16 protein-coding genes are annotated in these 23,569 nt (G+C 44.3%); 4 read left to right on the top strand and 12 right to left on the bottom strand.

Annotated features, from left to right (window positions below):
* Nucleotides 1-119: 119 nt before the first annotated feature.
* From HXT56_RS01905 to hflX, 3 genes are all read right to left on the bottom strand, one after another.
* Nucleotides 120-1,604, bottom strand: coding sequence for a sensor histidine kinase (locus tag HXT56_RS01905; RefSeq protein ID WP_116711578.1), 1,485 nt, complete (start codon nucleotides 1,602-1,604; stop codon nucleotides 120-122).
* A gap of 181 nt (nucleotides 1,605-1,785) precedes the next feature.
* Nucleotides 1,786-2,748 (bottom strand): L-lactate dehydrogenase, encoded by a 963-nt coding sequence (locus HXT56_RS01900; protein ID WP_004107125.1) that lies wholly within the window; start codon nucleotides 2,746-2,748, stop codon nucleotides 1,786-1,788.
* 140 nt (nucleotides 2,749-2,888) lie between these two features.
* Nucleotides 2,889-4,427, bottom strand: coding sequence for a GTPase HflX (hflX, locus tag HXT56_RS01895; protein WP_421778295.1), 1,539 nt, complete (start codon nucleotides 4,425-4,427; stop codon nucleotides 2,889-2,891).
* Between the two features lie 278 nt (nucleotides 4,428-4,705).
* On the opposite strand from hflX, the gene HXT56_RS01890 reads away from it, so the two are divergent.
* Both HXT56_RS01890 and hrpA read left to right on the top strand, forming a co-directional pair.
* Nucleotides 4,706-5,362, top strand: coding sequence for a class I SAM-dependent methyltransferase (locus tag HXT56_RS01890; protein ID WP_421778294.1), 657 nt, complete (start codon nucleotides 4,706-4,708; stop codon nucleotides 5,360-5,362).
* A gap of 56 nt (nucleotides 5,363-5,418) precedes the next feature.
* Entirely contained in the window at nucleotides 5,419-9,498 is a 4,080-nt protein-coding gene (hrpA, locus tag HXT56_RS01885) for an ATP-dependent RNA helicase HrpA (RefSeq protein ID WP_421778293.1), read from the top strand.
* Nucleotides 9,499-9,581: 83 nt separating this feature from the next.
* On the opposite strand, the gene HXT56_RS01880 is transcribed toward hrpA, so the two are convergent.
* Nucleotides 9,582-11,006 (bottom strand): MFS transporter, encoded by a 1,425-nt coding sequence (locus HXT56_RS01880; RefSeq protein ID WP_116711575.1) that lies wholly within the window; start codon nucleotides 11,004-11,006, stop codon nucleotides 9,582-9,584.
* 66 nt (nucleotides 11,007-11,072) lie between these two features.
* Nucleotides 11,073-12,029 carry a nucleoside hydrolase gene (locus tag HXT56_RS01875; protein ID WP_421778523.1) on the bottom strand — a complete coding sequence of 319 codons (957 nt, stop codon included), beginning with the start codon at nucleotides 12,027-12,029 and terminating at the stop codon, nucleotides 11,073-11,075.
* 343 nt (nucleotides 12,030-12,372) lie between these two features.
* Here HXT56_RS01875 and HXT56_RS01870 point away from each other — a divergent pair, with 343 nt between their 5' ends.
* Nucleotides 12,373-14,649: a HelD family protein gene (locus HXT56_RS01870; RefSeq protein WP_421778292.1), complete on the top strand. Its 2,277-nt coding sequence runs from the start codon at nucleotides 12,373-12,375 to the stop codon at nucleotides 14,647-14,649.
* Nucleotides 14,650-14,752: 103 nt separating this feature from the next.
* Here HXT56_RS01870 and nrdR read toward each other — a convergent pair whose 3' ends face one another.
* Both nrdR and HXT56_RS01860 read right to left on the bottom strand, forming a co-directional pair.
* A complete protein-coding gene (gene nrdR, locus HXT56_RS01865; RefSeq protein WP_116712022.1) occupies nucleotides 14,753-15,211 on the bottom strand; it encodes a transcriptional regulator NrdR in 459 nt (152 codons plus the stop codon).
* A 423-nt stretch (nucleotides 15,212-15,634) separates the two neighbouring features.
* Nucleotides 15,635-16,015, bottom strand: coding sequence for a LysM peptidoglycan-binding domain-containing protein (locus HXT56_RS01860; RefSeq protein WP_421778291.1), 381 nt, complete (start codon nucleotides 16,013-16,015; stop codon nucleotides 15,635-15,637).
* A gap of 171 nt (nucleotides 16,016-16,186) precedes the next feature.
* Between HXT56_RS01860 and lexA the strand changes: the two genes are divergently transcribed.
* A complete protein-coding gene (lexA, locus tag HXT56_RS01855) occupies nucleotides 16,187-16,921 on the top strand; it encodes a transcriptional repressor LexA (RefSeq protein ID WP_421778290.1) in 735 nt (244 codons plus the stop codon).
* A gap of 318 nt (nucleotides 16,922-17,239) precedes the next feature.
* Here lexA and HXT56_RS01850 read toward each other — a convergent pair whose 3' ends face one another.
* From HXT56_RS01850 to HXT56_RS01830, 5 genes are all read right to left on the bottom strand, one after another.
* Nucleotides 17,240-17,719, bottom strand: a complete 480-nt coding sequence (locus tag HXT56_RS01850; RefSeq protein ID WP_116711572.1) for a GreA/GreB family elongation factor — start codon at nucleotides 17,717-17,719, stop codon at nucleotides 17,240-17,242.
* Between the two features lie 85 nt (nucleotides 17,720-17,804).
* On the bottom strand, nucleotides 17,805-18,212 hold the full coding sequence (locus HXT56_RS01845; RefSeq protein ID WP_421778289.1) for an FKBP-type peptidyl-prolyl cis-trans isomerase: 408 nt from the start codon (nucleotides 18,210-18,212) through the stop codon (nucleotides 17,805-17,807).
* A gap of 259 nt (nucleotides 18,213-18,471) precedes the next feature.
* A complete protein-coding gene (locus HXT56_RS01840) occupies nucleotides 18,472-20,037 on the bottom strand; it encodes an L-serine ammonia-lyase (protein WP_421778288.1) in 1,566 nt (521 codons plus the stop codon).
* Nucleotides 20,038-20,122: 85 nt separating this feature from the next.
* Nucleotides 20,123-22,750, bottom strand: coding sequence for an HAD-IC family P-type ATPase (locus HXT56_RS01835; protein ID WP_421778287.1), 2,628 nt, complete (start codon nucleotides 22,748-22,750; stop codon nucleotides 20,123-20,125).
* Nucleotides 22,740-23,480, bottom strand: coding sequence for a hypothetical protein (locus HXT56_RS01830; protein WP_421778286.1), 741 nt, complete (start codon nucleotides 23,478-23,480; stop codon nucleotides 22,740-22,742). The genes HXT56_RS01835 and HXT56_RS01830 overlap by 11 nt, the downstream gene beginning before the upstream one ends.
* Nucleotides 23,481-23,569: the final 89 nt, after the last annotated feature.

The following is a 23,569-nucleotide window of genomic DNA, read 5'->3' as shown; positions in this document are numbered from 1 at the left end:
ACTGTAACAATACTTACGTAAACAATAAACAGACAAAACATAATGCGTTATGATGCAGCACTACATCATAACGCATTACTTGTTTTCAACATGCCACGATACTCAATAGTAACGCGTTACTATTCGATACCCGACACCCTCAACTTAATGTCAAGCACTACCCTAGTTCCTCCATCCCGACGAGGCATCCAACGCACAGTGCCACCAAAATCGTTAGTAACAAAAGTATTAATAAGCTGCGTACCAAGACCAGACCCAGAAGACTTCGCCATCCCATGCGATGCTTCACTATCAATACCATCGCCGTCGTCTTCAACAACAATATTGAGATTGTCTCCTCCACGGCCAACAGTAATACGAATATGGCCTTCTTCTCGACCCTCAAAACCATGCTCAACCGCATTAGTAACTAATTCAGTTAATACCAACGACAATGGCGTGGCATCCTGGGCAGCTAACCTACCAAATTTACCAATAAAATCAATATCAATATTCTGATTTTGCGACGCCAACTCAATAGACATTTTCAGCAAGCTAGAAATAACTTTATCAAAATCAACGATTTCATCAGCAGTCTGGCTCAAACCCTCGTGCACTAACGCAATGGTTTGCACACGCCTCTGAGCTTCTTCCAACTCTTTACGAACTTCAACAGATTTCGTTTTGCGAGCTTGTAAACGAAGCAATGCAGAAACGGCCTGCAAATTATTTTTCACCCTATGATGAATCTCGGAAATAGTAGCGTTCTTTGTACGCAACTCCTGCTCGCGACGCAACACTTCCGTTACGTCACGACACAAAACCACAGCGCCAATACGATTATTTGGACCCCACAACGGCAACGAGCGCATAGAAACAATCGAACGATTAGCCTCAAGCTCACAATCGACATCAGCCTTGCCAGTTAATACCAATGGCAAACTTTCAGGAACCGTATCGTTAGTGTGAAGCAAACGCGTACCAAACTCGCTTAAATACTCGCCTTGCATAGTATCTAGCCCACCTAAGCGACGAAAACAACTAATCGCGTTAGGAGAAGCATAACGAACAACACCATCCGCCTCAAGCACAATAAAACCATCCGAAACACGAGCGTTATGGCGCTGGTTAAGAACAGAATCTCGGTACGGGAACTGCTCTCGTGGAATCATATCAAACAATGTTTTACCAGCGTTAATACTTTCCATTTCGTAACGGCCGTTGGATTCGCGAGTTGCCAAATTTGTTTCTCGCATAACTAAACCAAGCGTTTTACCACGGTGGCGAACCGGCGCATACACGTAGCAAACCGTAGCCCTACCAATAGAACGCAACGTTGAAGAATGGAAACTTGTTTCAGATTTCATAGCTTCATTAAGTTCAGGAACAAGCGAATCATCTAACTTTTTACCGAGCAAATCGTCCGTGCGCAAAGTAATAGCGGTTGACGGACGGCACTGCTCAGCAACAACGTAATCGCCGTCACCGTTTTGAATAACAAGAAGTAAGTCAGCAAAACTAAGGTCCGCAATAACTTGCCAATCCGCCACTAAATGATGCAGCCATTCACGATCACTATCGTTAAAGTCGGGACGAGTTGCAAGTATGTGAGAAAAATCAGCCATAGGTACATCATATATCGAACACAAACGAAAATATTAAGAGGTATGTTGTGCTCAATAATACGAAATTCTAAGAGTATCAAACTTAGCAATACAAAAGCCGTTTCCTCACAATTAAGCGAAGAAACGGCTCAATACTTTAGCAACTTTAGTAATTTATAAAAAGAAATTACTTAGTTATAAATTAGAAACCAAACTTAGCAGCAGTTTCGCGCAAAGTTTCAGCAGAACGCTTCAATGCAGCCAATTCGCGATCGGAAACTGGAGTATTGAGGCGAGAGTTTACACCATTGCGATTGAGCAAAGTTGGTACAGACATGCACACGTCAGAAATGCCGTGGAAGTCATCAAGCAAAGAAGATACTGGAAGAATGCGGTTGGTATCGCGAAGCACAGCCTCAACAATATCCACACCAGACATAGCAATAGCGTAGTTGGTAGCACCCTTACCGTTAATAATCTTGTAAGCAGCGTTCACAACTTCCTGGTGAATCTCTTCGCGCTTAGCGGCATCCAATGGCTCGTGGCCTGGAAGAGCGTTCCAATCGCACATTGGGACGCCACCGATGGTTGCAGAAGCCCACAGAGGAACTTCGGAATCGCCGTGCTCGCCAGCAATGTAAGCGTGAACGTTCTTAACGTTGACGCCAGTGTGCTGAGCGATAAGGAAGCGAAGACGCGCAGAATCAAGGTTGGTACCAGAACCAAACATTTGGTTTGCTGGAAGACCGGAAAGCTTCATAGAAACGTGGGTTACAACGTCGACAGGGTTGGTAATCAACATGTAAATAGCGTTAGGAGCAACCTTCACCACGTTTGGAATTATGGACTTCATAATATTGATGGTTGCGCCTGCAAGCTCCAAACGAGTTTGTCCTGGCTTCTGGCGAGCGCCAGCGGTAATAACAACCATATCCGCGTCACGGCAAATCTCGACGTCATCAGAACCAGCGATAGAAACTGCAGGATAGAAGCTAGAACCATGCTGCATATCCAAAACTTCAGCCTCAACACGTTCCTTAGCAATATCTTCAAGTACAATCTCGCGAGCAACACCACGCTGCGCAGCAGCGAAAGCGAGCGTCGAACCTACTGCACCAGCACCAATAATTGCAAGCTTCGTTGGCTTAACCTGCGAACTCACCATGAGTAAAAACCTCTTTTCAACAACCTATAACACCCTTACCGGCACAAAAATGCACCAATTACAAAAGCAAGGGCTGCTCTCACATTAAGAGCCTGTTGGTATGAACACTTTTACTCTAATCGCACCTACGGAATTTATTCTCACAGCGCAATTCTCATAAGTTTCGCAGCCAATGAAGCACCTACTCGCGCCACAAGTTCCACACCAGCATCAACGTATTCTACTTTTTCTACAATCCCGTTTTCGCGCACTCTAGCAAGCAAATCACCCGCGCTATAAGGCAATACTACTTCTACCCGAACGTTAGGAGATGGCAATAATGATTCCAAACGATTACGCAACTCTTGCACATGCTCACCGCTCGCCGCAGAAACAACAATTGCGTCCGGATAAAGCCCTGTAAAACGTTCTCGCACAGCCTCACTCATCATATCCGCTTTATTCAATGCCATGAGCTGAGGAATATCTTCCACACCATCAATATTGGCAAGCACCTCATTTACTGCGTCAATTTGCGCAATCGGATCAGGATGAGAACCATCAACGACGTGCAGAATCACATCCGCTTGACCGACCTCTTCCAACGTCGATTTAAAAGCTTCCACCAACTGCGTCGGTAATCTACGAACAAAACCAACAGTATCCACTAAAGTATAGTTTCTACCATCTCGTGTTTGAGCGCGACGAACAGCAGTGTCAAGCGTTGCAAATAATGCGTTTTCAACTAATTCTTGAGAACCAGTTAGACGATTAATAAGGGAAGATTTTCCAGCATTCGTATAACCAACTACAGCTACCGTTGGGATATCTTGACGACGACGCGAACCTCGTTTCACATCGCGAGCAGGCGCCATGTGAGCAATATCACGTCGCAATTTGGCAATGCGATTGCGAATAGCGCGACGATCCATCTCAATTTTTGTTTCACCAGGACCGCGAGAACCAATGCCAGCATCGCCTGCCGCACGGCCACCAGCCTGCCTAGAAAGAGCCGCACCCCAACCGCGCAAACGTGGAAGCATATATTGTAGTTGAGCCAACTCAACCTGAGCTTTACCTTCACGACTCGTCGCATGTTGAGCAAAAATATCTAAAATTACTGCAGTACGATCAACAACCTTAACTTTAGTAGCATCTTCTAAAGCTCTACGCTGGCTAGGCGGCAAATCGTCATCAACAATAATCGTATCAGCATCGTTTTGCGCAACTACTGCCGCAAGCTCACGCGCTTTACCTGAACCTACGTAAGTTGCCGCATCCGGCCTATAGCGTTGCTGAAGCATGCCATCACACACCACAGCGCCAGCAGTTTGCGCTAAAGCTGCAAGCTCCCTAAGCGACTCCTCAGCTTGAGCCAGCGTCGTACGAGCGCTAGACCATACACCTACTAAAACAACGCGTTCAAGACGAAGCTTTCTATACTCAACTTCGGTTACATCTTGCAACTCACCAAGACCTGCAACACGCTTTAGAGCGTTTCTTGACTCACGCTCCTGCCAAGCCTCATCGTGCTGTTCACTAACTGAAGTTGCATCAAGAAGCACATCAGAATGACCGGAAAGCACACCCGCGTGTCCAGAAAATGCAGTATCACCAGCAGCATAATAATCGTCAGGAAGGCTTGAATTATCCGCAACTGGCATATCGCCGCTTTCAGCAGTGCCCTTATTTTCTACCATACGTACCCTCCTCTATTCGATTGTGCTCAATGGTGACTCAACTATAGTCATACTAGCTAGCGTTTTACAACGTTTGTTTTATTATGGAAAGTTGAGAAGACAATACGGAAGACGGTATATAGATACGATACGGAAGAAATACGGAAGAAATACGGAAGACGATACGGAAGAAATACAAAATAACGAAACGATAGCGCAAAAGTGCCATCGTTTAACACAAGGTTTAACCACAAAGTTAAACACACAAAGTTTACACAAGCAATATTTTGAGCAAGGTTATGAGCAAGCAGCAATCAAAACAGCCACAAGTTGGTGGAGAACAGTATTTTTCGGCTACGCCATCGTCGAACGACGAACGACATACTTTGCACGTAACATTGCGCGGCCACGACGTTACTATGCAAGTTTCTCGCGGAGTATTTAGCGCATCACAACTTGATTTAGGAACTTCCGTTCTTCTTAAACATGCTCCCCAGCCTCCCGAAAACGGCAAACTACTTGATATCGGCTGCGGATGGGGTCCTATTACTGTAGCTCTTGGTTTAGAATCGCCCAATGCAGAAATTTTTGCTGTAGACGTCAACGAAAGAGCTTTAGAACTTACTAAACTCAACGCCCAAGCTGCAGGATTACAGCATGTCCATGCAGCGCTAGCGGACGATGCACTTCATGCGGATTCTTCGCCACAGTTTGACAACTTTGACGCAATATGGTCAAATCCTCCGATTCGCGTTGGGAAAGAAGTATTGCACAATATTTTGCTTACTTGGTTGCCACGATTGCGAGTTGGCGGCGCAGCGTATTTAGTAGTACAAAAAAATCTTGGATCAGACTCACTTATTACTTGGCTTGCTGAAAATCTCGACGAAACATATAGCGTAGAAAAATACGCTAGTTCCAAAGGATATCGAATTATAGAAGTATTAAGAAAATAAAAAATAGCAAGCTAGTTACAGGAAATTAAAAAAATCAGAAAAGAATAAAATATACTATGAAATTCGACTACCCTGCTGAACTTCCTATTTGTGCCGCTCATGATGAAATAATCGAAGCAATAAAATCTTCGCAAGTAGTCATTATTTCCGGACAAACTGGCTCCGGCAAAACTACACAAATTCCAAAAATGGCGTTGGAACTTGGCAGAGGCGGACGAGGAAAACAAATAGTACACACGCAGCCTCGCCGCTTGGCTGCACGCACTGTTGCCGAACGTATCGCTAGCGAAATGGCAGTAACACTTGGGGAAGAAATCGGTTATCAAGTACGATTTACCGACGAAAGCTCCCCTAAAACAAAACTTCGTATTGTTACCGACGGTATTTTACTTGCACAAATTCAAAGAGACCCACTGCTTACTCGTTACGACACAATTATTATTGACGAAGCACACGAGCGAAGTCTCAATATCGACTTCTTGCTTGGCTACGTAACTACGCTACTTCCGCAACGTCGTGATTTGAAGCTCATAATTACCTCTGCAACTATTGATTCCGCAAAATTTAAGGAACATTTTGAAGAGGCATTGCACATCACAGTCCCTGTTATTGAAGTTTCCGGACGCACTTACCCCGTACGAGTGCTTTACGAGCCACTAGGATCCGCGCCCTCTCTAATGCGACACGTACCGGGATTTGCAGACATTACGATGGACGAGGAAACCGTTGCAGAAACCCAGTCTAACGAACGCGAACGCGACGATATTGCTGACGAAGATATGACTTCTGCAGTCACTCGCGCATGCGCACAATTGGTAATTCATTCCAGCCACGAGCACGGCGCGCGCGATATTATGGTTTTTGCTTCCGGCGAACGTGATATTCGCGAATTTGAATCAGGTTTACGCTCATATTTTGGTGCGCGAGCGAATGATATGAAACGGGCAGACGCGATTGAAATTGTACCGCTTTTTGCGCGCCTTTCCGCTAAAGACCAGCATCGCGTTTTTGAATCGCATATTCACCAGCGCATTGTTATTGCCACAAACGTTGCAGAAACTTCGCTTACTGTGCCTGGTATTCGATATGTTGTTGATCCTGGTTTTGCAAGAATTTCCAGATATTCTAAATCTGCGAAAGTGCAGAGGCTCCCAATAGAACCGATTTCTCAAGCGAGCGCAGATCAACGATCCGGACGTTGCGGACGAATCGCAGACGGCATTGCTATTAGACTTTACTCTCGCGAAGATTACGAAACGCGTCCTCGTTTTACCGATCCGGAAATTTTGCGCACTTCTCTTGGATCCGTAGTGCTTCACATGCTTGCAGTAGGAGTTGCAAAAACCGGTGAAGATATTACGAATTTTGGCTTTATTGATCCTCCAGACATAAAAGCAGTAAGCGACGGTTTTAACGAACTTACTGAACTGGGCGCAATTAGTAGGAAATCCGGCGCAATTACGCTCACCCATATTGGTCGCGAACTTGCGAAATTGCCTCTCGATATTCGCTTAGGCCGCATGATTATTGAAGCTGCTAAGCGCACTACGCCGAATACTTTAGCTGCAGTGCTAGTAGTAGTTGCATTTTTGAGTTTGCAAGATCCTCGCGAACGACCTGAAGAACAACGCGACGAGGCGGATAGAATCCACAATAGATACGCTGACGAAACTAGCGATTTTCTTACCGCTTTGAATATGTGGGATCGACTTTTCCAAGCTGATGGCGATATGAGCAATAATGCACTTCGCAAGATTTGTAAAGCAGAATTTCTTCACTTTTTGCGTATTAAACAATGGAAAGATTTAGTCAACCAGTTGCGTGACTTATGCAAAGAATTGCATTATAAAGTTGGCGATTCCGTTCCAAGCAAAAGACCTTCTTTGGAAATTCGTCAACTTCCTAACAACCAGCAGGCTGCTCACAGCTTGTGCTGCTCCTGGGATTCCCAAGGAATACACACATCAATGCTTGCAGGCTTACTTTCGATGATGGGCATGCAAATCGTACGCGAACCAAAAGCTTCGGATTTTGCAGGATTAAGCGGAACGGCAAAAATAAGGGCGATGAAACGCGCTCAAAAAATGTCACATAATAACTATCAAGGCGCTCGTGGCACTCGCTTTGCCATCTTCCCTGCTTCTTCTGTTGCTAAAACTACACCTTCTTGGGTGATTTGCACGCAGTTAGTGGAAACTTCTAGACTATGGGCTCGCTATTGTGCTCAAATCGACCCTGCTTGGGCTGAACAACTTGCGAAAAACCTTACGAGAACTACCTATTGCGACGCGCATTGGAGTGCTTCAAAAGGCGCTGCAGTTGCTAAATCTCAAGTGTTACTTTACGGGCTGCCTATTGTTAAAGATCGTCTCGTGCAATGGTCTCGTATTAATCCATACGAAGCTAGAATGTTGATGATTCGGCAAGGACTAATTGAAGGCGAAATTCAGCAACGTTTCCCACACGACAATTTTATTGCAGCTAACCGAAACGTGCTTGACGACGCAGATAATCAAGCTAATCGCACGCGTCAAATAAGCGAAACGGTTAACGATGAAGATTTATTTACTTTCTACGATACGAGACTACCGCAAGAAGTCACCACTGTGGCAACTCTCGCAAAATGGTGGAAAGATAATCGCGCAGACGACCCGTACAAACTCGACTTTAATCCTGAAGAAGTCGAACGTTTGCAAACTACGCAAAGCAATGATTTAGCGGATTATCCAGACCATTGGAATACGGTCGCTACTGACGGTCAACCTTTGCATTTGCGTTTAAGTTACGTTTATGATCCTCATAACCCGTTAGATGGTGTAACAGTGCACGTACCTCTGTATATGCTTTCTCGCTTAACGCCTGAAGAATTTACGTGGAATGTTCCAGGCTTGCTTGATGAGCTTATTATCGGCATGATTAAGTCATTGCCTAAAACACTACGAGTACAGTTCGTGCCTGCGCCGGATACTGCTCAAAAAATTCGCTCATGGATTGACGAACACTACGATACGCTTCCGGGAGTTGCTGATGCTGAAGTAGACGGAGAGAATACTGCATGGACAGACTTCCGCGAAGTATTTACAAAAGCAGCTATTGAAGTAATTGGCGCGCAGATTCATCCGGAAGTATTTAACGACGAACAGATGAGCAGACTTTCGCCATACCTGCGCGTAACGTTCAGCGTTGAAGAACGAAAAACCGTAGAGAATCGCAATAAGAACAACGTTCGCAACAAGTTAAATCATGTAAAACCTACCGTACTTGGTACCGATAAATCGTTACTTGCGTTGCAGCAACGTTTTGCTAAAGAAGCACAGGATTCAGCACGTGCTGTAGTTAATCGTAAAGCAAATAAAGCCGCTCAAGCTGGAAACGTTGTGCAAAGAGCTGATTTGCTTCACAAGTCTGGAGCTACTAATCTTTCACGCTCGCAAATGGTGTGGCAGGGTGCACTCAAGATGCTGCATATGGACGATAAACGTATCACTTCGCGATGGCTTGGTTCAGAAGCTCTTATGCTTACTGCCGCCCCATACTCAACCTCCGCAGCGCTCGCTGAAGATTTACAAATGGCTGCAGTGAAACGACTGATACCGAATCCTGAAAGAATTACGGATGATTCTTTGCTGCAGGAAGCTGTGGCTAATGTGTCGCAAATTTATGAGGACACTGTTTATAGCCTTGCGCATGACGTTATTGCTATCGTAAAACGTCAAGCGGAGTTGAGCAAAGTAGTTTCTGGTAAAGCTGATTTGCCACTATTGTCGGTGCTACAGTCAATTCGCGAGCATGCCTCAAGCTTGGTTTATGAAGGATTTATTGCGCAAACGCCAGCTAATTCGCTACCCCGCATCGAAAAATATTTGCATGCTGATTTAATCCGCCTTACTAAAGCTAGATCGGATAAAGATCGCGATGTTCGTTGGGCTTGGGAAGCTGAAGAAGCTCATAAGATTGTTGAAAAGGCGCTGGAAAAAGCCAACAAACTACCTGCGGGCCCGTCTCATGATGAAGCACAGGAACGCGCTGAAAAGTTGCGATGGATGAGCGAAGAATTTTATGTGTCACTATGGGCTCAAGAACTTGGAACTGCTTACCCAATTAGCGTACAGCGCATGCGAAAATTAGACGCATAAACTAATTAACAAAAAGTAGGCGGTCGCACGTATTTTGTACGACCGCCTACTCTTATTTTTACTTACTTATTAGCCTATTTAAACTATTCTTCAGTAAGTTCCTTCTTTTCGGAAATAAAGCAGCTGCGAACCAAGTAAACAACTAAACCAATGATGGCTACTGCAGCACCCATCATAAGCAAATTGGAATAACCTGCCGCCTGTCCACTAAGACCGTTGAAGGAGAATCCTTTGAATAAATCTCCTCCAAAGAAACCGCTGAAAATAGAAATACCAATAGAAGCGGTAACGTTCATAATCAAATCGTTCATACCACAGCCACGACCAGATTCTTCAACTGGAAGAGCAGAAAGTACCGTTGAAACGATTGGCGAGTACATCAAACCGCATCCTGCATAGTAGATGCAAGCGCAAATAGTAAGCGACATAAAATCAGTGTTGATAAGCAAAGCTGCACCAACCCAGCCAACAATCATCAAGAATGCTGCTGTAATAATACCGGCTTTGCGACCAATATGGCTAATAATCGTACCGGAGAATACACCAAAGACTGCAGCGCACACGAACGCCCACACAAGATAGGACGAAACCTGATTAGTGGTCATGTGATACAAAGCTCCACCAATAACATTGTAGATAGGAGGCATGCAGTAGTTTGTGAAATAGAAGATGAAGATCAATACGATGCCGGAAAGCCAACGCTTATTCTTAAAGAATGCAGGAGTTACGAACGGGTTCTTTGCCTTCATAATGTAGAAAGCGAACAAAACGAAAAGCACAATGGAACCAAGCAACAATCCCCAGGCCTTGTAGGAGAAGAACAGCGTAAGAAGTGTTACGGCAATACCGAATACGGTGAAGCCGAGCTTATCTATCTTTCCACCAATACCATTCTTTGTAGGCAAGCACTTAACAAGCACAGGCAAGAACACGATGGTGATAGCAGGAATCAAGAACAGGTACTGCCAAGCGATAGAACTTAAAATACCTGCGGCAAACACACCGATAGATGCCGAAAGCTGGTAGGCAGCCGTAAAGAGACCGAAGAAGATAACCTTCAAATCATTGCGCAAATACTTAGTTGCAATAACTAAGAAAGATGAACCTGCTACCTGTTCACCCGCAGTTTGCAGAATACGAGCAACAATAACAGTCCACAAGTTTGGAGTGAAATAGAAGTTGGCAATAAATCCAAATAATGAACCAACAAATAACGTTACCAAACCGATGGTTATAAGCCTGCGAAGCGACACGAAGTCGCCAAGCGAACCATAAATAAAGCACACAATGCCAAGCACAATAATCGGAAGACTGGTAATAAGTGAGGCTTGTTCAGGAGCACCAACGGCGGCACCAATCTGATTAAAAACTAGGTTAAAGCCTTGCAAGCACAATGTGCCGAGAATGAATGTGACAAGCAGCAAAATTAGCGAATAAATCGCTACTTTATCACGAGTTTTGGGATCCTCATATGGGTCCACTGCTAGAGATGTTGCATTTTCAGTCATAATAATCCAATCAATTGAATTAATTTATTTATAATTTATTTTCTATTTTGAAAATATTGGTGACTTTTAGCCGGCAATTTTTGCCAAACCTGAAATACGAGTCATGAATTCACTCAAGAAACGCTTCACATCTACACCAACAGCCACCTGCATAGTCTTAACTGGATCGTTCAAACGAGTGACATCACCGATGGTACGTCCGCGCGTTGGACCTTCCACATCCACTTGCATGTTAATAGGCAACGTAGTGACCAACGTTGGATCAACAGCAACTGCAACGGCCAACGGATCATGCAAACCACAACCGCCAAGGTGAGGAGCAGTAGTCTCATAAGCCTTAATGTAGAAGTCTGTCATATCAGCCAAGAATTTACCGGCTTTAGTGCCAAGATCGCGCCATTGCTGGGTTTCTTTGTATGTGAGCAATGTTTGCAATGTAACGTCCAAACCAATCATTGTCACTGGGGCACCTGAACGGAAAAGCTCATTAGCAGCATCTGGATCTTGAGAAATATTTGCCTCAGTCCACGCATTCACGTTGCCATGAATTGTAAGTGCGCCACCCATAAGCACAATCTTACCGATTTCATCCTTAATTTCCGGAGCTTTCTTCAACGCTGCAGCAATGTTGGTCATAGGACCAGTTGGAACATAAATGAGATCCTTGCCGTAGGTTTTTACAGCATCAATGATGAAATCGACAGCAGTCTTAGATTCAGCTTCACGCTTTGAATCTGGAATTACCACATCACCAATACCATTATCGCCATGAATGAACGCGGAGATTGGCAATACTTCAAACGAATCTTTAGTGCTTGCGTGAGGAAGGCCACGGTACACTTTTACTTCCGGGTGTCCAAACAACTCAGTGATGGCGAGCGCATTACGGACGCCCTGTTCCATAAGAACATTGCCATAGGTTCCTGTGATACCTATAAGCTCAACCTCTGGACTGCCTAATGCGTAGGAAATCGCTAATGTATCGTCAACACCTGTGTCCAAATCAAGAATAAGTTTCTTCATCATGAACTACCTTTCTGTATTGTGAGCTTACCGTCGTCAACAGCGACGACCACAGCTATTTATAATTACTGCTTAGCAGCAAACGCAGAAGATCACGACCTCATCGTTTAATGCCATACATCGTAGAAATTGTATCTCGTTATAATTCAAAATCAACACTTATAAACATAAGTTTATAACCTCTTTCACAAATTTTAATAGCCACTATAATTACACAGTCAATAATCGACTGATGCCCAGCAAACACTCATTCCATGCAACACGAAATACTCGCGTGTATTACCCCCGCGATATACTTAAATGCCTTATTTTGGCAACAGTACTTTACGAAGAATGGATGCGTATGTCTACCTATTCCTCACAACTTAGCGAAGAACAGCAGGCTGTGGACCGCGCTTACGGTCGTCTTGATGACTTGCGTACCACTATTCGTACGCGTTTAGATGCTGTGAGAGCGGCTGGATCACATGGTTCTCCTACTCAGCGAACAGAACGCGACTCTTTTGCAACCATGTACGAGGATCGTCTTACGCAATTACGTGCTGTCGAAGATCGTCTTGTTTTTGGAAGACTCGATAATACTGAAGGCACTCGCCGCTACATTGGGCGTATTGGCTTGTTGAGTGAAAACCACGATCCTATTCTTACTGATTGGCGTGCAGAGGCAGCTCGACCTTTTTATGAGGCAACTCCTTCACATCATGGCGATATTGTTATGCGCCGTCATATTACCCTCCGTTTCCGCGATGTTGTCGGCATTGAAGATGAGATTCTTGATATTCACTCTGAGGAAGTAGGAAAAGCATCTCAACAGGGTACTCTTACTGGCGAAGGTGCTTTACTTGCTTCTTTGGGATCTCGTCGTACTGGAAAAATGACTGATATTGTGGCCACTATTCAGGCTGAGCAGGATCGCATTATTCGAGCACCGCTTGACCACACGATTGTGGTACAAGGTGGACCTGGAACAGGAAAAACTGCTGTAGCCTTACATCGTGCTGCCTACTTGTTGTATACGCATCGCCGAAAGCTTGAACGCTCCGGTGTGCTTATTGTTGGACCAAGTTCGGCATTTTTGCGTTATATTGATCAAGTGCTTCCTTCCTTGGGTGAAACGGGAGTGGTGAGTCGTACTATTGCTGATTTAATTCCAGACGTTCACGCTACCTCTGAGGATTCCGCTTATGTGGCAAAACTCAAAGGAATGTATCGCATGCACACTGTTATTGCACACGCGATTTCAGGACGTATTCGAGTGCCTAAGAATCTTCCAACATTACATATTGGAGGATTCAGTATTCCTCTTCTTAAAGAGGACATTCAGATTGCGCAGTCTGATGCTCAACGTACACATCAGCCACACAATCAAGCTCGCAATACTTTTGTAAAAACTGTACTGAGTATCTTAAAAAACCGTTACTTGCAGCAGCTTGATTACAATCCTGACCAAGCTGAATTAAACGACATAACTTCGCAGCTTCGTTTAGATGATAAACTTCGCATTACGCTTAATCTTGCTTGGCTTCCTATGACTGGCGAATGGCTTATTGATCAGCTGTTCTCTAAGCCGGATCAGTTGCGAACTTATGCTCCTTGGCTCAGCGAAGACGACATCGCAGCTCTTGTAAGACCAAAGGGCAGTCCTCTTACACGTTCGGATATACCTCTACTCGATGAAGCTATGGAGTTGCTTGGCCCAGATCCAAAACTCGACGCGCAACGAGCATCGGCACGAGCTAAGAAACTTGAGGAACAACAGTTTGCTTCTGATACTCTTGCGCAAGCTGGTATCGGTAATGGCATAGTGACGGCAGATATGCTCCTCGATAACTTGCAGGGTGATGATGCTGGATTGCTCGCTCGCAAAGCTGCATCTGACCGAGAGTGGACGTATGGTCACGTAGTTGTCGATGAGGCTCAGGAACTTACCGCTATGGATTGGCGTATGCTCATGCGTCGTTGTCCTTCACGTTCTTTTACTATCGTCGGTGACGTTGCACAAACTTCTGCTTTAGGTGGTACTCACCGTTGGCAGAAAAATATGAATACTCTATTTGGCGAGCCAAATTGGGATCTTTACGAACTGACGATTAATTATCGTAATCCTCGAGAAGTCTCCGAAGCTGCAAGCAAGGTTGCCACAGATTCAGGATTATATATTTCTACAGTTAATGCGGTGCGATCGGTGCCTGGATCTTTGGTAACAAAAATTGTAGAATCTGACGAAAATCTTGATACTGAGCTTGCTCAATCGTGCATAACCTTGTTCCAAAAGTTTGTTTCCGATGACGGTAGTGGTCGTATAGTGGTTATCGCTCCTTGTGAAATGATTAAACACACGCAAGACGTGGTGAATAATGCGTTGCGCAATTCATTACCGGAACATATAATGCGTCATCTTGATGAGCAAAACGAGGACGATAAACAATGCAGTGTTTGTACAGCGGAAGATGTGAAAGGGTTGGAATACGACGCAGTAATCGTATTACAGCCTTCGCAGATTGAACAGGAAGCAGCATCAAGACTTGCTGCAGCAGCTAATCTTTATGTCGCTATGACACGTCCAACACAACAATTGTTTATTATCCGTACTTCCGACGACGCGAATTTTGAACAGTAGGTTTTTGATAACAGTATCAAAACCGTTAAAGCTGCGGCGTCCTTTCAATAACAATTGAAAGGACGCCGCAAATCAGAAAGTTCGATGTCACAATAATTTTGATTTATTGTTCTTCTGATTTGCTTCGCTTTAAATCTTCAATTGCATGCTCAAAATCTTCTAGTCCTGCGAAGTTCTGATATACGCTTGCAAAACGAAGATATGCAACCTCATCTAGTTCGCGAAGTGGCTTAAGGATAGCCTTACCGACTTCTTCAGATGTTACTTGAGCTAATCCTCGTGCGCGTAAATCTGCTTCTACCCTCATGCCTATAGTTTTTAGTGCTTCAGCATCAATAGGACGTCCTTGACAGGCTTTACTTACACCAGCTACTACCTTTGCACGATCGAAAGGTTCAACAGATCCCGAACGTTTCATAACTAGCAACTGGGTCGTTTCTACGGTAGTAAAGCGATTCCCGCACACCTGGCATTCACGCCTACGACGAATAGAATAACCATCTTCACTAATGCGCGTATCTATAACCTTAGTATCAGGATTTTTACAAAAAGGACAATGCATATAACCCAGCATACTAAAGATTCCGGAAATACGACATAATAAATTTACTTTATTCTAATAATTCAGAATATTATACGAACTTCTGCTCTTTACACAAAATACTCTACTGTAATACGTCATGATTCACCACATGATTTTCACTAACAGATAATGCAAATGCGATTAATATCACTGTCTTCAATATCATCACATTGCATATGGCCTAGTAAATCATCAACAAACAATGGTGAACTGTCAGTCTCAAGACACTGATTACAAGCAATATAGTAGAAGCCATCTGGATAGGTGTAAATTTCATACATGCTATCACATTCATGTATTACTCCTTTTCCAACAGATTTTTGCTCATACAATGACATGACATATGTATTAACAATATTTGTCCTTCTCATATTTCCCCCATACCTTATACTGCCCAATGAATTATTGAACATTTATAACCGGAACATTAATAGACTGTCCAATTTGCAAATCTTCAGATGAAAGATGGTTTAATGCCACTAACTTATCAACGCTATCTGAAACATTACCGTTTTTAGGCGTGATTGATGTGGCATAATTCCACAGAGTATCCCCTGGACGAACAGTATATGTTACGAACTTTTCAGGAATTGCAGATACTGCGATTCTCGGTATCATAAGTGTGTACAGTACAAACGCAGCTGTAAATAATACAAAAATGCGAAATAGCACAGTAGCACGTCTACTTTTAGACATAACACGTCGACTACGCGTTGTTGCGCGAGACGTCTGACGATGCACATTGATCCTCGTACGATAACTGTTTTGTAACAACACGTTCATTGCTGTCCTTCCTTCCATTCTCAATCCAGTAAACAAATCTAGTGAACATTTGTTCTATCGAACAGATGTATTAATCATGGCACATCTGTTCGACAGTTGCAACGGCGTGTCGAACAGATGTTTGATTTTTTGAAAAATTGCGCTAAAATATAAATTATGGAAAGGAGCACCATGAATAACGAGCACACTGATAGCAGCAATAACAGCAATAACGTTGTTAAAAATGACGCCTCGTCACTTACTGAACGACAACGAAACATTATTGACGCTATTCAAAACAGCCTTGCCCTTCATGGTTTTCCGCCATCATTCCGCGAAATAGGCGAAGCTGTTGGTTTACGCAGTCCTTCGTCAGTAAAACATCAGTTACGAGCGCTTGAAGAAAAAGGGATTCTACGGATAAGCGCAAACAAGGGACGCGCTATTGAAATCATTAATGACACTGTTCCTGTTGCAAAAAACGCAAGCAATACTTCTCAGAACTATTCGCAAGCAGTGGATGTTAGTCTTCATGAAACTGATGCTGTAATAAATTCACATGATGTTCCTTTAGTAGGTCGAATTGCAGCGGGTACACCTATTACAGCAGAACAACATATAGAAGATGTCATGCGATTGCCAGAGCGCCTTACAGGTACCGGTAACTTGTTTATGCTCGAAGTTCATGGAGATTCAATGATTGACGCAGCAATCTGCGATGGCGATTATGTTGTAGTCCGAGAACAACACGAAGCAATAAACGGAGATATTGTTGCAGCATTACTTGATAACGAGGCTACAGTAAAAACATTCCGTAACGATAACGGCCATGTGTGGCTCATTCCTCACAATCCCGCATACTCTCCTATCGACGGATCACATGCAACTATTATGGGGAAAGTTGTTACCGTGTTACGCAAGCTATAATTCGAGTCAGCATTTAATCAAACGTCTAATTTAGCACGGTTTAAGCACCACCCAAACCAAAAGATAACCCAACCGGCGTTATACAACCAACACCACCCAGCCAACACTACCCAACCAACACACTATATAAATACCTTATAAATCAAAACCTGCAACAAATACCATTAATAAACTTACATTCAACCCCAATCCACCCCCCCCCCCAAAAAAAAAGATTCTCCCCGTTCGTTTTACAAATCAACAAACGGGGAGAAAATCTTATCACCGCATACGACGCAAAATTCAATTACGCATCGCACTCAGCTGCAACAAATCAAACTAAGCAAGCGGATGAGAATCCTTGATAGTTACTGAAATCTCACGACCATTAGGAGCCGCATAGCTCACCGTATCACCAGCGTGCGCACCCATAATAGCCGCACCAATTGGAGACTCCGGACTAATAACATCATACTCAGTAGCTACCGCAATATCGCGAGAACCAAGTACATACGTCATTTCACGTCCAGCAAGCTCTACTGTGACCAAGGAACCATTACCGACAGTGCCAGCTTTTGGAGCTTCAAGAATCTTAGCGTTACGCAATTTCACAATGAGTTCGTTAATGCGACCCTCATTCTTACCTTGCTCCTCACGGGCTGCCTGATAACCACCGTTTTCAGACAAATCACCTTCAGCACGAGCCGCAGCAATACGTTCCGTAATTTCTTCGCGATACTCACCTTCGCGATGCTCTAGCTCTTCCTTCAGCTTGTCATACGCTTCCTGCGTAAGCAGAATAGTTTTTTCTTCAGCCATTGCTACCTCCTTATCTAACAATCTCCATGAATTAAAGTCTTTGCACGCGGATCGCGGATAACTTCAAACCACGCGCATACCTCATTCAGCGAGTTGCAATAATATCAACAACAAATACTAAAGTATCTCCACCGCCAATACCAGCTTGTGATACCCCGCGAGAACCATAACCATACTCAGGCGGAATCGAAATAAGTAAGCGCGAACCGACATTGTGACCCGGAACCGTGCGATCCCAGCCCTGAATTACCTGGCCAACACCAATACCAAAGCTAGCTGGCGTATGGCGCGCAAAACTTGAATCAAATGGCTTTTCAGCACCCCAAACCACACCATGGTAGTTTACGGTAACCGTATCGCCAGCACGAACAACTGGACCATTGCCCTCTACTAATTCGACAACCTTAAGCCCAGCCGGCGGCTCAGACGCTGGGAACGTCACCGTTGGCGTAGTGCCAAATTCTGCAATCACCTCTGGCATATCCTGTGCCATACTGCCTCCTTTACAAACTTCACAGAACATAATCCGAAATAGTATAACATCTGCGTAGCTGACTTGCACAGTCCTCTAGCATTACTAAACGAGCGTTTATTACACAGAACACATCAGACAACATGCTCGCAACAACGCTTCTTAGATTAACACTTCTTAGATTAACCTGTCCTAGATTACCACTGAATCGTTACGTATGTACATGCAATATTCACATTGTGTATAACTTAGCAAAAATTAACTACACAACCTCAGCAAATTAGCATTCAACAACGTTCACAGCCAAGCCACCCTTTGATGTTTCGCGATACTTTGACATCATGTCATGACCAGTTTCTTTCATAGTTTTAATTGCCTGATCAAGACTTACCATATGCGAACCATCCCCAAGCATTGCCATGCGGACAGCGTTAATCGCAGTATTTGCAGCCATAGCGTTACGTTCAATGCACGGGATTTGTACCAAGCCACCCACAGGATCGCAAGTCAATCCCAAGTGATGTTCGATACCAATTTCTGCCGCATTTTCAACCTGTTCCGGTGTTCCACCCAATACTTCGCACAATCCAGCTGCAGCCATCGAACAGGCGGACCCAACTTCACCCTGGCAACCAACTTCCGCACCGGAAATTGAAGCATTGCGCTTGAACAAGTAACCAACAGCACCTGCAGCAAGCAAAAATCGTACAATACCATCCTCACTAGCAGCATCAACAAAACGCCAATAGTATTGCAAAACCGCGGGAATAATACCAGCAGAACCATTTGTAGGAGCCGTAACAATACGCCCGCCGCCAGCATTCTCCTCACTCACTGCGAGCGCAAAAAGATTTACCCACGCAGAGTCGGAACTTTCCAAAGCGGTGTCAGCGCGACGACGATTATTACGAAGCATATCCGAATTTGCAGCTAAACGCTCATACATACGAGGCGCACGACGAGGCACATCAAGTCCGCCTGGAAGAATCGGTTGCTTTGAATTGCAGCCATTTTCCACACATTTACTCATCACATTCCACACGTGCAGTAAATAGTTGCGCACGTAATCTGCGTCACCTTCGTGCAGCGCCAACTCGTTTTGCCACACGATATCGCTGATTGACATATGCTTTTCTCGACAAATATTTATAAGTTCGTCGCAAGAAGTGAAAGGATACGGTACGGTAGTATCTTTGATTTGATTCGAAAAGTCTGCCGATTTTTCGTTATTACTTTCGTTATTACTTTCGTTATTACTTTCGTTATTACTTTCGTTATTACTTTCGTTATTACTTTCGTTATTACTTTCGTTATTACTTTCGTTATTACTTTCGTTATTATCGTTTTCTGATTGCTCAGTCACCCGCTCGTGCAATCCCACCATAGCGTCATCAGCACGACCTTGACGAATAAACCCGCCGCCAATTGAGTACCATACTTGCTCGTCTACCGTATTTCCAGCATCATCCGTCGCCACAAAACGCATACCGTTTGGATGAACTACCATGCGCTTCCACTTTTCAAAAATTACGTCTGTATCGTAATCAAAAGCAATAGTATGGTCCCCTGCAAGCGTTAACGTACCAGCTTTTTTACACTCTTCTCGAATAGTAAGCATATGCTCAGTGTCCACATTGTCCGGAAGATTGCCCTCGAGACCAGCCACACACGCACGATCTGTACCATGACCAAGCCCAGTTAGCGACAATGAACCATAAAGCGTCACTTTTACATGCGCAACGTTCTTAAGATTCCCACTTTTTTTAAGCGATGTAACGAACGCACAAGCTGCACGCATAGGGCCTACGGTATGCGAAGAACTTGGACCAACTCCAACTGAAAACATTTCTAAAATACTGAACACGTATCTATTGTAAGCATGTGTTAACGCTCTTCAACACGCTCAGCGTATTGAAATCATGTTAAATTCTTCACTTTTGACGTCGCTGAAACAATAATTTGGCTAAACTCACGCACACAAGCCACAATATTACAGCTAAAATAGCGGCTACCAGCATTACAGTAAACGCACTTCCAGCAGTAGGCACGTGGAGTTCGAAGAACTTTGCAGTAAACGGTATAAAAGCTCCAGCAACGCCAGCTGCAGCAAATAGCACAACCATAATTCCTCGCCACGAGCGCAACGGCTTGGCAACACTTGCAAGCACAAGTATGCCGAGCACGAATACTATTACCGAGCAAATACTGCGAGTGGTTGCTAAAGCTTGCACGTTTGCAACAATAAAACGCGATACCGTTACACTGTCATCTGCAGCTTTGTCGAGATTAAGTCCCAAAACGCGAGGAGCTATAACAGCAGTCGCAAGCACGGAAACTGCTATAGCAAATCCGCTAGGAACAGCAAAACGAACTACACGCTGCAAGAAGCCTGGAATGTATCGACGAGTATTAGGCGCAAGAGCGAGCAAAAATGCTGGAATACCAATGGTTAAAGAACCAATATAAGTAATGTGACGAGGCAAATACGGGAAGTGAAGCGCTAGAAGCACGACTCCTGCAGAAATAAGCGCAGAATACACAGTTTTTACAAGGAACAATCCTGCAACTCGTTCCATATTTGCCATCACTTGCCTACCACGAGCCACAACATCTGGCAAATGTGAGAAGCGCGAATCAACAAGAACCACTTGAGCTACAGCTTTTGCAGCAGGAGCAGCATTGCCCATAGCAACGCCCAAATCAGCCTCTTTAAGAGCTAAAGTATCGTTCACACCGTCACCAGTCATAGCAACCACATGACCCTGAGCGTGAAGCGCCTGAACAATTGCCTTCTTTTGATGAGGGAGCACGCGCCCAAGTACGTCCACGTTTTCAAGCACTTTAGCTAATTCGTCAATATCTTCTGGCAATTTCCGAGCATCCATTGCAACAGGCTTGCGATCTCCTGTTAAACCAACTTTTGCAGCAACAGCCGCAACAGTTGTAGGATTATCTCCCGAAATTACACGGCAGCGCACACCCTGCTCACGGAACCATTCGAGTGTTTTGCGAGCATCTTCACGAATACGCTCAGAGCAGCGAACCAAAGCAACAGGCTGAGCAGCGGCGCAAATAGTAGGTGTGTCACCGAAAGTTTTATTTATTTCTGAAACGCTACTTACTTTTGCAAGAAGCAGCACGCGCTCACCAAGCTCCGCATAAGAATTAACTTTCTCTAAAATTTCATTAGTATTTGCATAATTAATCGCGCTTAGCAATACTTCCGGAGCACCCATATACCAAGTTTTATATTCTCCACTGCTTTGCGCATATTGCACAGCACTCCATTTTCTGGCAGACGAGAACGGAAGACGATTATTTACATGCGCGCTAGCTGCGACTCCTTGAGCGCCAAGCCCTTGCATAATTGCAACGCCTGTTGCGTTTGGATTTTCTTCGTTTGATAAATCAAATAAAGCTTGCTTGGTTCGTAAGTTGGTTCGTAAGTTGGTTTGTAAGTTGGTCTGCAAGTTGGTCTGCAAGTTGGTCTGTAAAGATATTTCAGTACTACTATTATCTAGATTTTCTACGCCAACAAACGCAATACCACCGTCGGTTATAGTACCAGTTTTGTCCAAATTCAAGCAGTCCACACGCGCTAAAGTTTCTACAGATTCCAGCTCCTGAACTAACGTTTGCTTACGCGCAAGTCGCATAGCAGCCACCGCAAAATTAAGCGAAGTAAGAAGAACCAATCCTTCTGGAATCATACCAACAACGCCTGCAACAGCAGAAACAACAGCTCCTCTCCAAGCACCAGTCTGCCAAGCCTCAACAAATCCGCCAACCTTATGCATTTGCGACCACACAAGCAGTACGCATAAAGGCACCACAACCATCGTCATATACTTCAAAATCGTATTAATTCCACGGCTTAAGTCGGAAATTGTTTTGGTATAAACCTTCGCTTGCGCTGCTAATTTTGCGGCGTAACTGTGCTCACCTACGGCAGTAACACGCGTTAAAGCCATTCCAGAAACTGCAGTAGATCCAGAATAAACGTCGTCACCTTGGGCTTTTCGAACTGTAGCAGACTCGCCCGTAAGCATGGACTCGTCCATTTCCAATCCCCACGATTCCAACACTTCTACGTCTGCCGGCACCTGCTCGCCAGCTCTAAGCCACAAGACATCACCAAGCACAATATCTTTGTGCGCAATCTCAATATTTTCTCCACCTCTACGCACCATTGCGCGAGCAGCAATCAATATAGAAAGCCTATCCAAAGTACGCTTTGCTTTTAATTCAGTCACGATGCCAATTCCAGTATTCACCAGAATTACCGCGCCAAAAACAGCATCTTTCCACGAACCCGTTGCAAGCACGACCACCATTGCTGTGAAAATAATCGCGTTAAACAATGTAAACACGTTCGCGCGCACAATATCCATTAAAGAGCGAGAAGTCTGCTTAGAAGTAATATTCACGTCTCCGCGAGAAACCGCCTCCGCAACTTCTTCGTCGCTCAATCCAGAAATTTCTACTTCAGGAAGCGCCGCAACAGCGTTATTTTTGCTGATTTCTGTAGACGCTATTGCGTTTTGCTTGCTACTTACCATTTATGATCACTTCCCTACTGTGTGGCGTATTGTCGATTATTGCGCGAACAATGCTGAGCAAAGACGCGCGCTTAATTGCGGTATTATTTGGCGCGGTATTGCTAGACGCAGGATTGTTAGACGCTAAACTATTCGAAATATCTCCAATTCGCAATGTTGCAGCGTATAAAGTTGCGTCTTTAGGCGCGTTTACAGGATTAATTAAGGCCACCGGCACTCCAGCGTAGCGCGCGTATTGTAATGCGGAAATCCATGCTTTGCTTTCGTTTTGTTTATTGCGCGCAATCTTATTGAGCTTGTTATTCTCTTTTTTATTTGGTTGATTATTAGAATCATAAGGCTCGTCAATACTTGTTACGTCTAGTTCGTTAATAAGTATTATCGAAACCGGCTGTTCACTTGCCGCGCGAATAGCCTGCTGAGAAGCTTCGTTAGGATTAACAATATTGGATATTGAAACGTAAGAAGCGCTCAATTTTGACATTTTACATTGTTCCATAAGCTCTGTGTCAAGCGCTGCAGAACGAGAACCAACTACAAGCACATGAATGTCGTTAATATCCACACCATCGTGAATTATGTCCCCAGCGCGACCAGTAGCTCCCACAGCTTTACCCTGCGGTTCGCAAGCACTCAACGTACCTAGCGCTAAAGCAGTTACGACAGCAGCCGCAAAAATGGTAACAGCGCGTTTAGAAAACATAAGACTTTTATACCACACTTTCGCCATAAGTGGCTGTTTTGATCATTTTATACAATTTGCCAAATTGTAGTACAATCAACCATTGACACCACATATAACACCACTTATGCTTTTAT

Source organism: Gardnerella nova, assembly GCF_049244055.1.
GTDB lineage: Bacteria > Actinomycetota > Actinomycetes > Actinomycetales > Bifidobacteriaceae > Bifidobacterium > Bifidobacterium vaginale_H.
Note: the sequence above shows the minus strand (reverse complement) of the source record. Positions and strands in the feature narration are given on the sequence as shown.

What these genes read in the sequence shown, in the direction of transcription:
- HXT56_RS01905 (WP_116711578.1), bottom strand. Translation starts at nt 1,604, where the DNA reads ATGGCTGATTTTTCTCACATACTTGCAACTCGTCCCGACTTTAACGAT.
- HXT56_RS01900 (WP_004107125.1), bottom strand. Translation starts at nt 2,748, where the DNA reads ATGGTGAGTTCGCAGGTTAAGCCAACGAAGCTTGCAATTATTGGTGCT.
- hflX (WP_421778295.1), bottom strand. Translation starts at nt 4,427, where the DNA reads ATGGTAGAAAATAAGGGCACTGCTGAAAGCGGCGATATGCCAGTTGCG.
- HXT56_RS01890 (WP_421778294.1), top strand. Translation starts at nt 4,706, where the DNA reads ATGAGCAAGCAGCAATCAAAACAGCCACAAGTTGGTGGAGAACAGTAT.
- hrpA (WP_421778293.1), top strand. Translation starts at nt 5,419, where the DNA reads ATGAAATTCGACTACCCTGCTGAACTTCCTATTTGTGCCGCTCATGAT.
- HXT56_RS01880 (WP_116711575.1), bottom strand. Translation starts at nt 11,006, where the DNA reads ATGACTGAAAATGCAACATCTCTAGCAGTGGACCCATATGAGGATCCC.
- HXT56_RS01875 (WP_421778523.1), bottom strand. Translation starts at nt 12,029, where the DNA reads ATGAAGAAACTTATTCTTGATTTGGACACAGGTGTTGACGATACATTA.
- HXT56_RS01870 (WP_421778292.1), top strand. Translation starts at nt 12,373, where the DNA reads ATGTCTACCTATTCCTCACAACTTAGCGAAGAACAGCAGGCTGTGGAC.
- nrdR (WP_116712022.1), bottom strand. Translation starts at nt 15,211, where the DNA reads ATGCATTGTCCTTTTTGTAAAAATCCTGATACTAAGGTTATAGATACG.
- HXT56_RS01860 (WP_421778291.1), bottom strand. Translation starts at nt 16,015, where the DNA reads ATGAACGTGTTGTTACAAAACAGTTATCGTACGAGGATCAATGTGCAT.
- lexA (WP_421778290.1), top strand. Translation starts at nt 16,187, where the DNA reads ATGAATAACGAGCACACTGATAGCAGCAATAACAGCAATAACGTTGTT.
- HXT56_RS01850 (WP_116711572.1), bottom strand. Translation starts at nt 17,719, where the DNA reads ATGGCTGAAGAAAAAACTATTCTGCTTACGCAGGAAGCGTATGACAAG.
- HXT56_RS01845 (WP_421778289.1), bottom strand. Translation starts at nt 18,212, where the DNA reads ATGGCACAGGATATGCCAGAGGTGATTGCAGAATTTGGCACTACGCCA.
- HXT56_RS01840 (WP_421778288.1), bottom strand. Translation starts at nt 20,037, where the DNA reads ATGTTTTCAGTTGGAGTTGGTCCAAGTTCTTCGCATACCGTAGGCCCT.
- HXT56_RS01835 (WP_421778287.1), bottom strand. Translation starts at nt 22,750, where the DNA reads ATGGTAAGTAGCAAGCAAAACGCAATAGCGTCTACAGAAATCAGCAAA.
- HXT56_RS01830 (WP_421778286.1), bottom strand. Translation starts at nt 23,480, where the DNA reads ATGGCGAAAGTGTGGTATAAAAGTCTTATGTTTTCTAAACGCGCTGTT.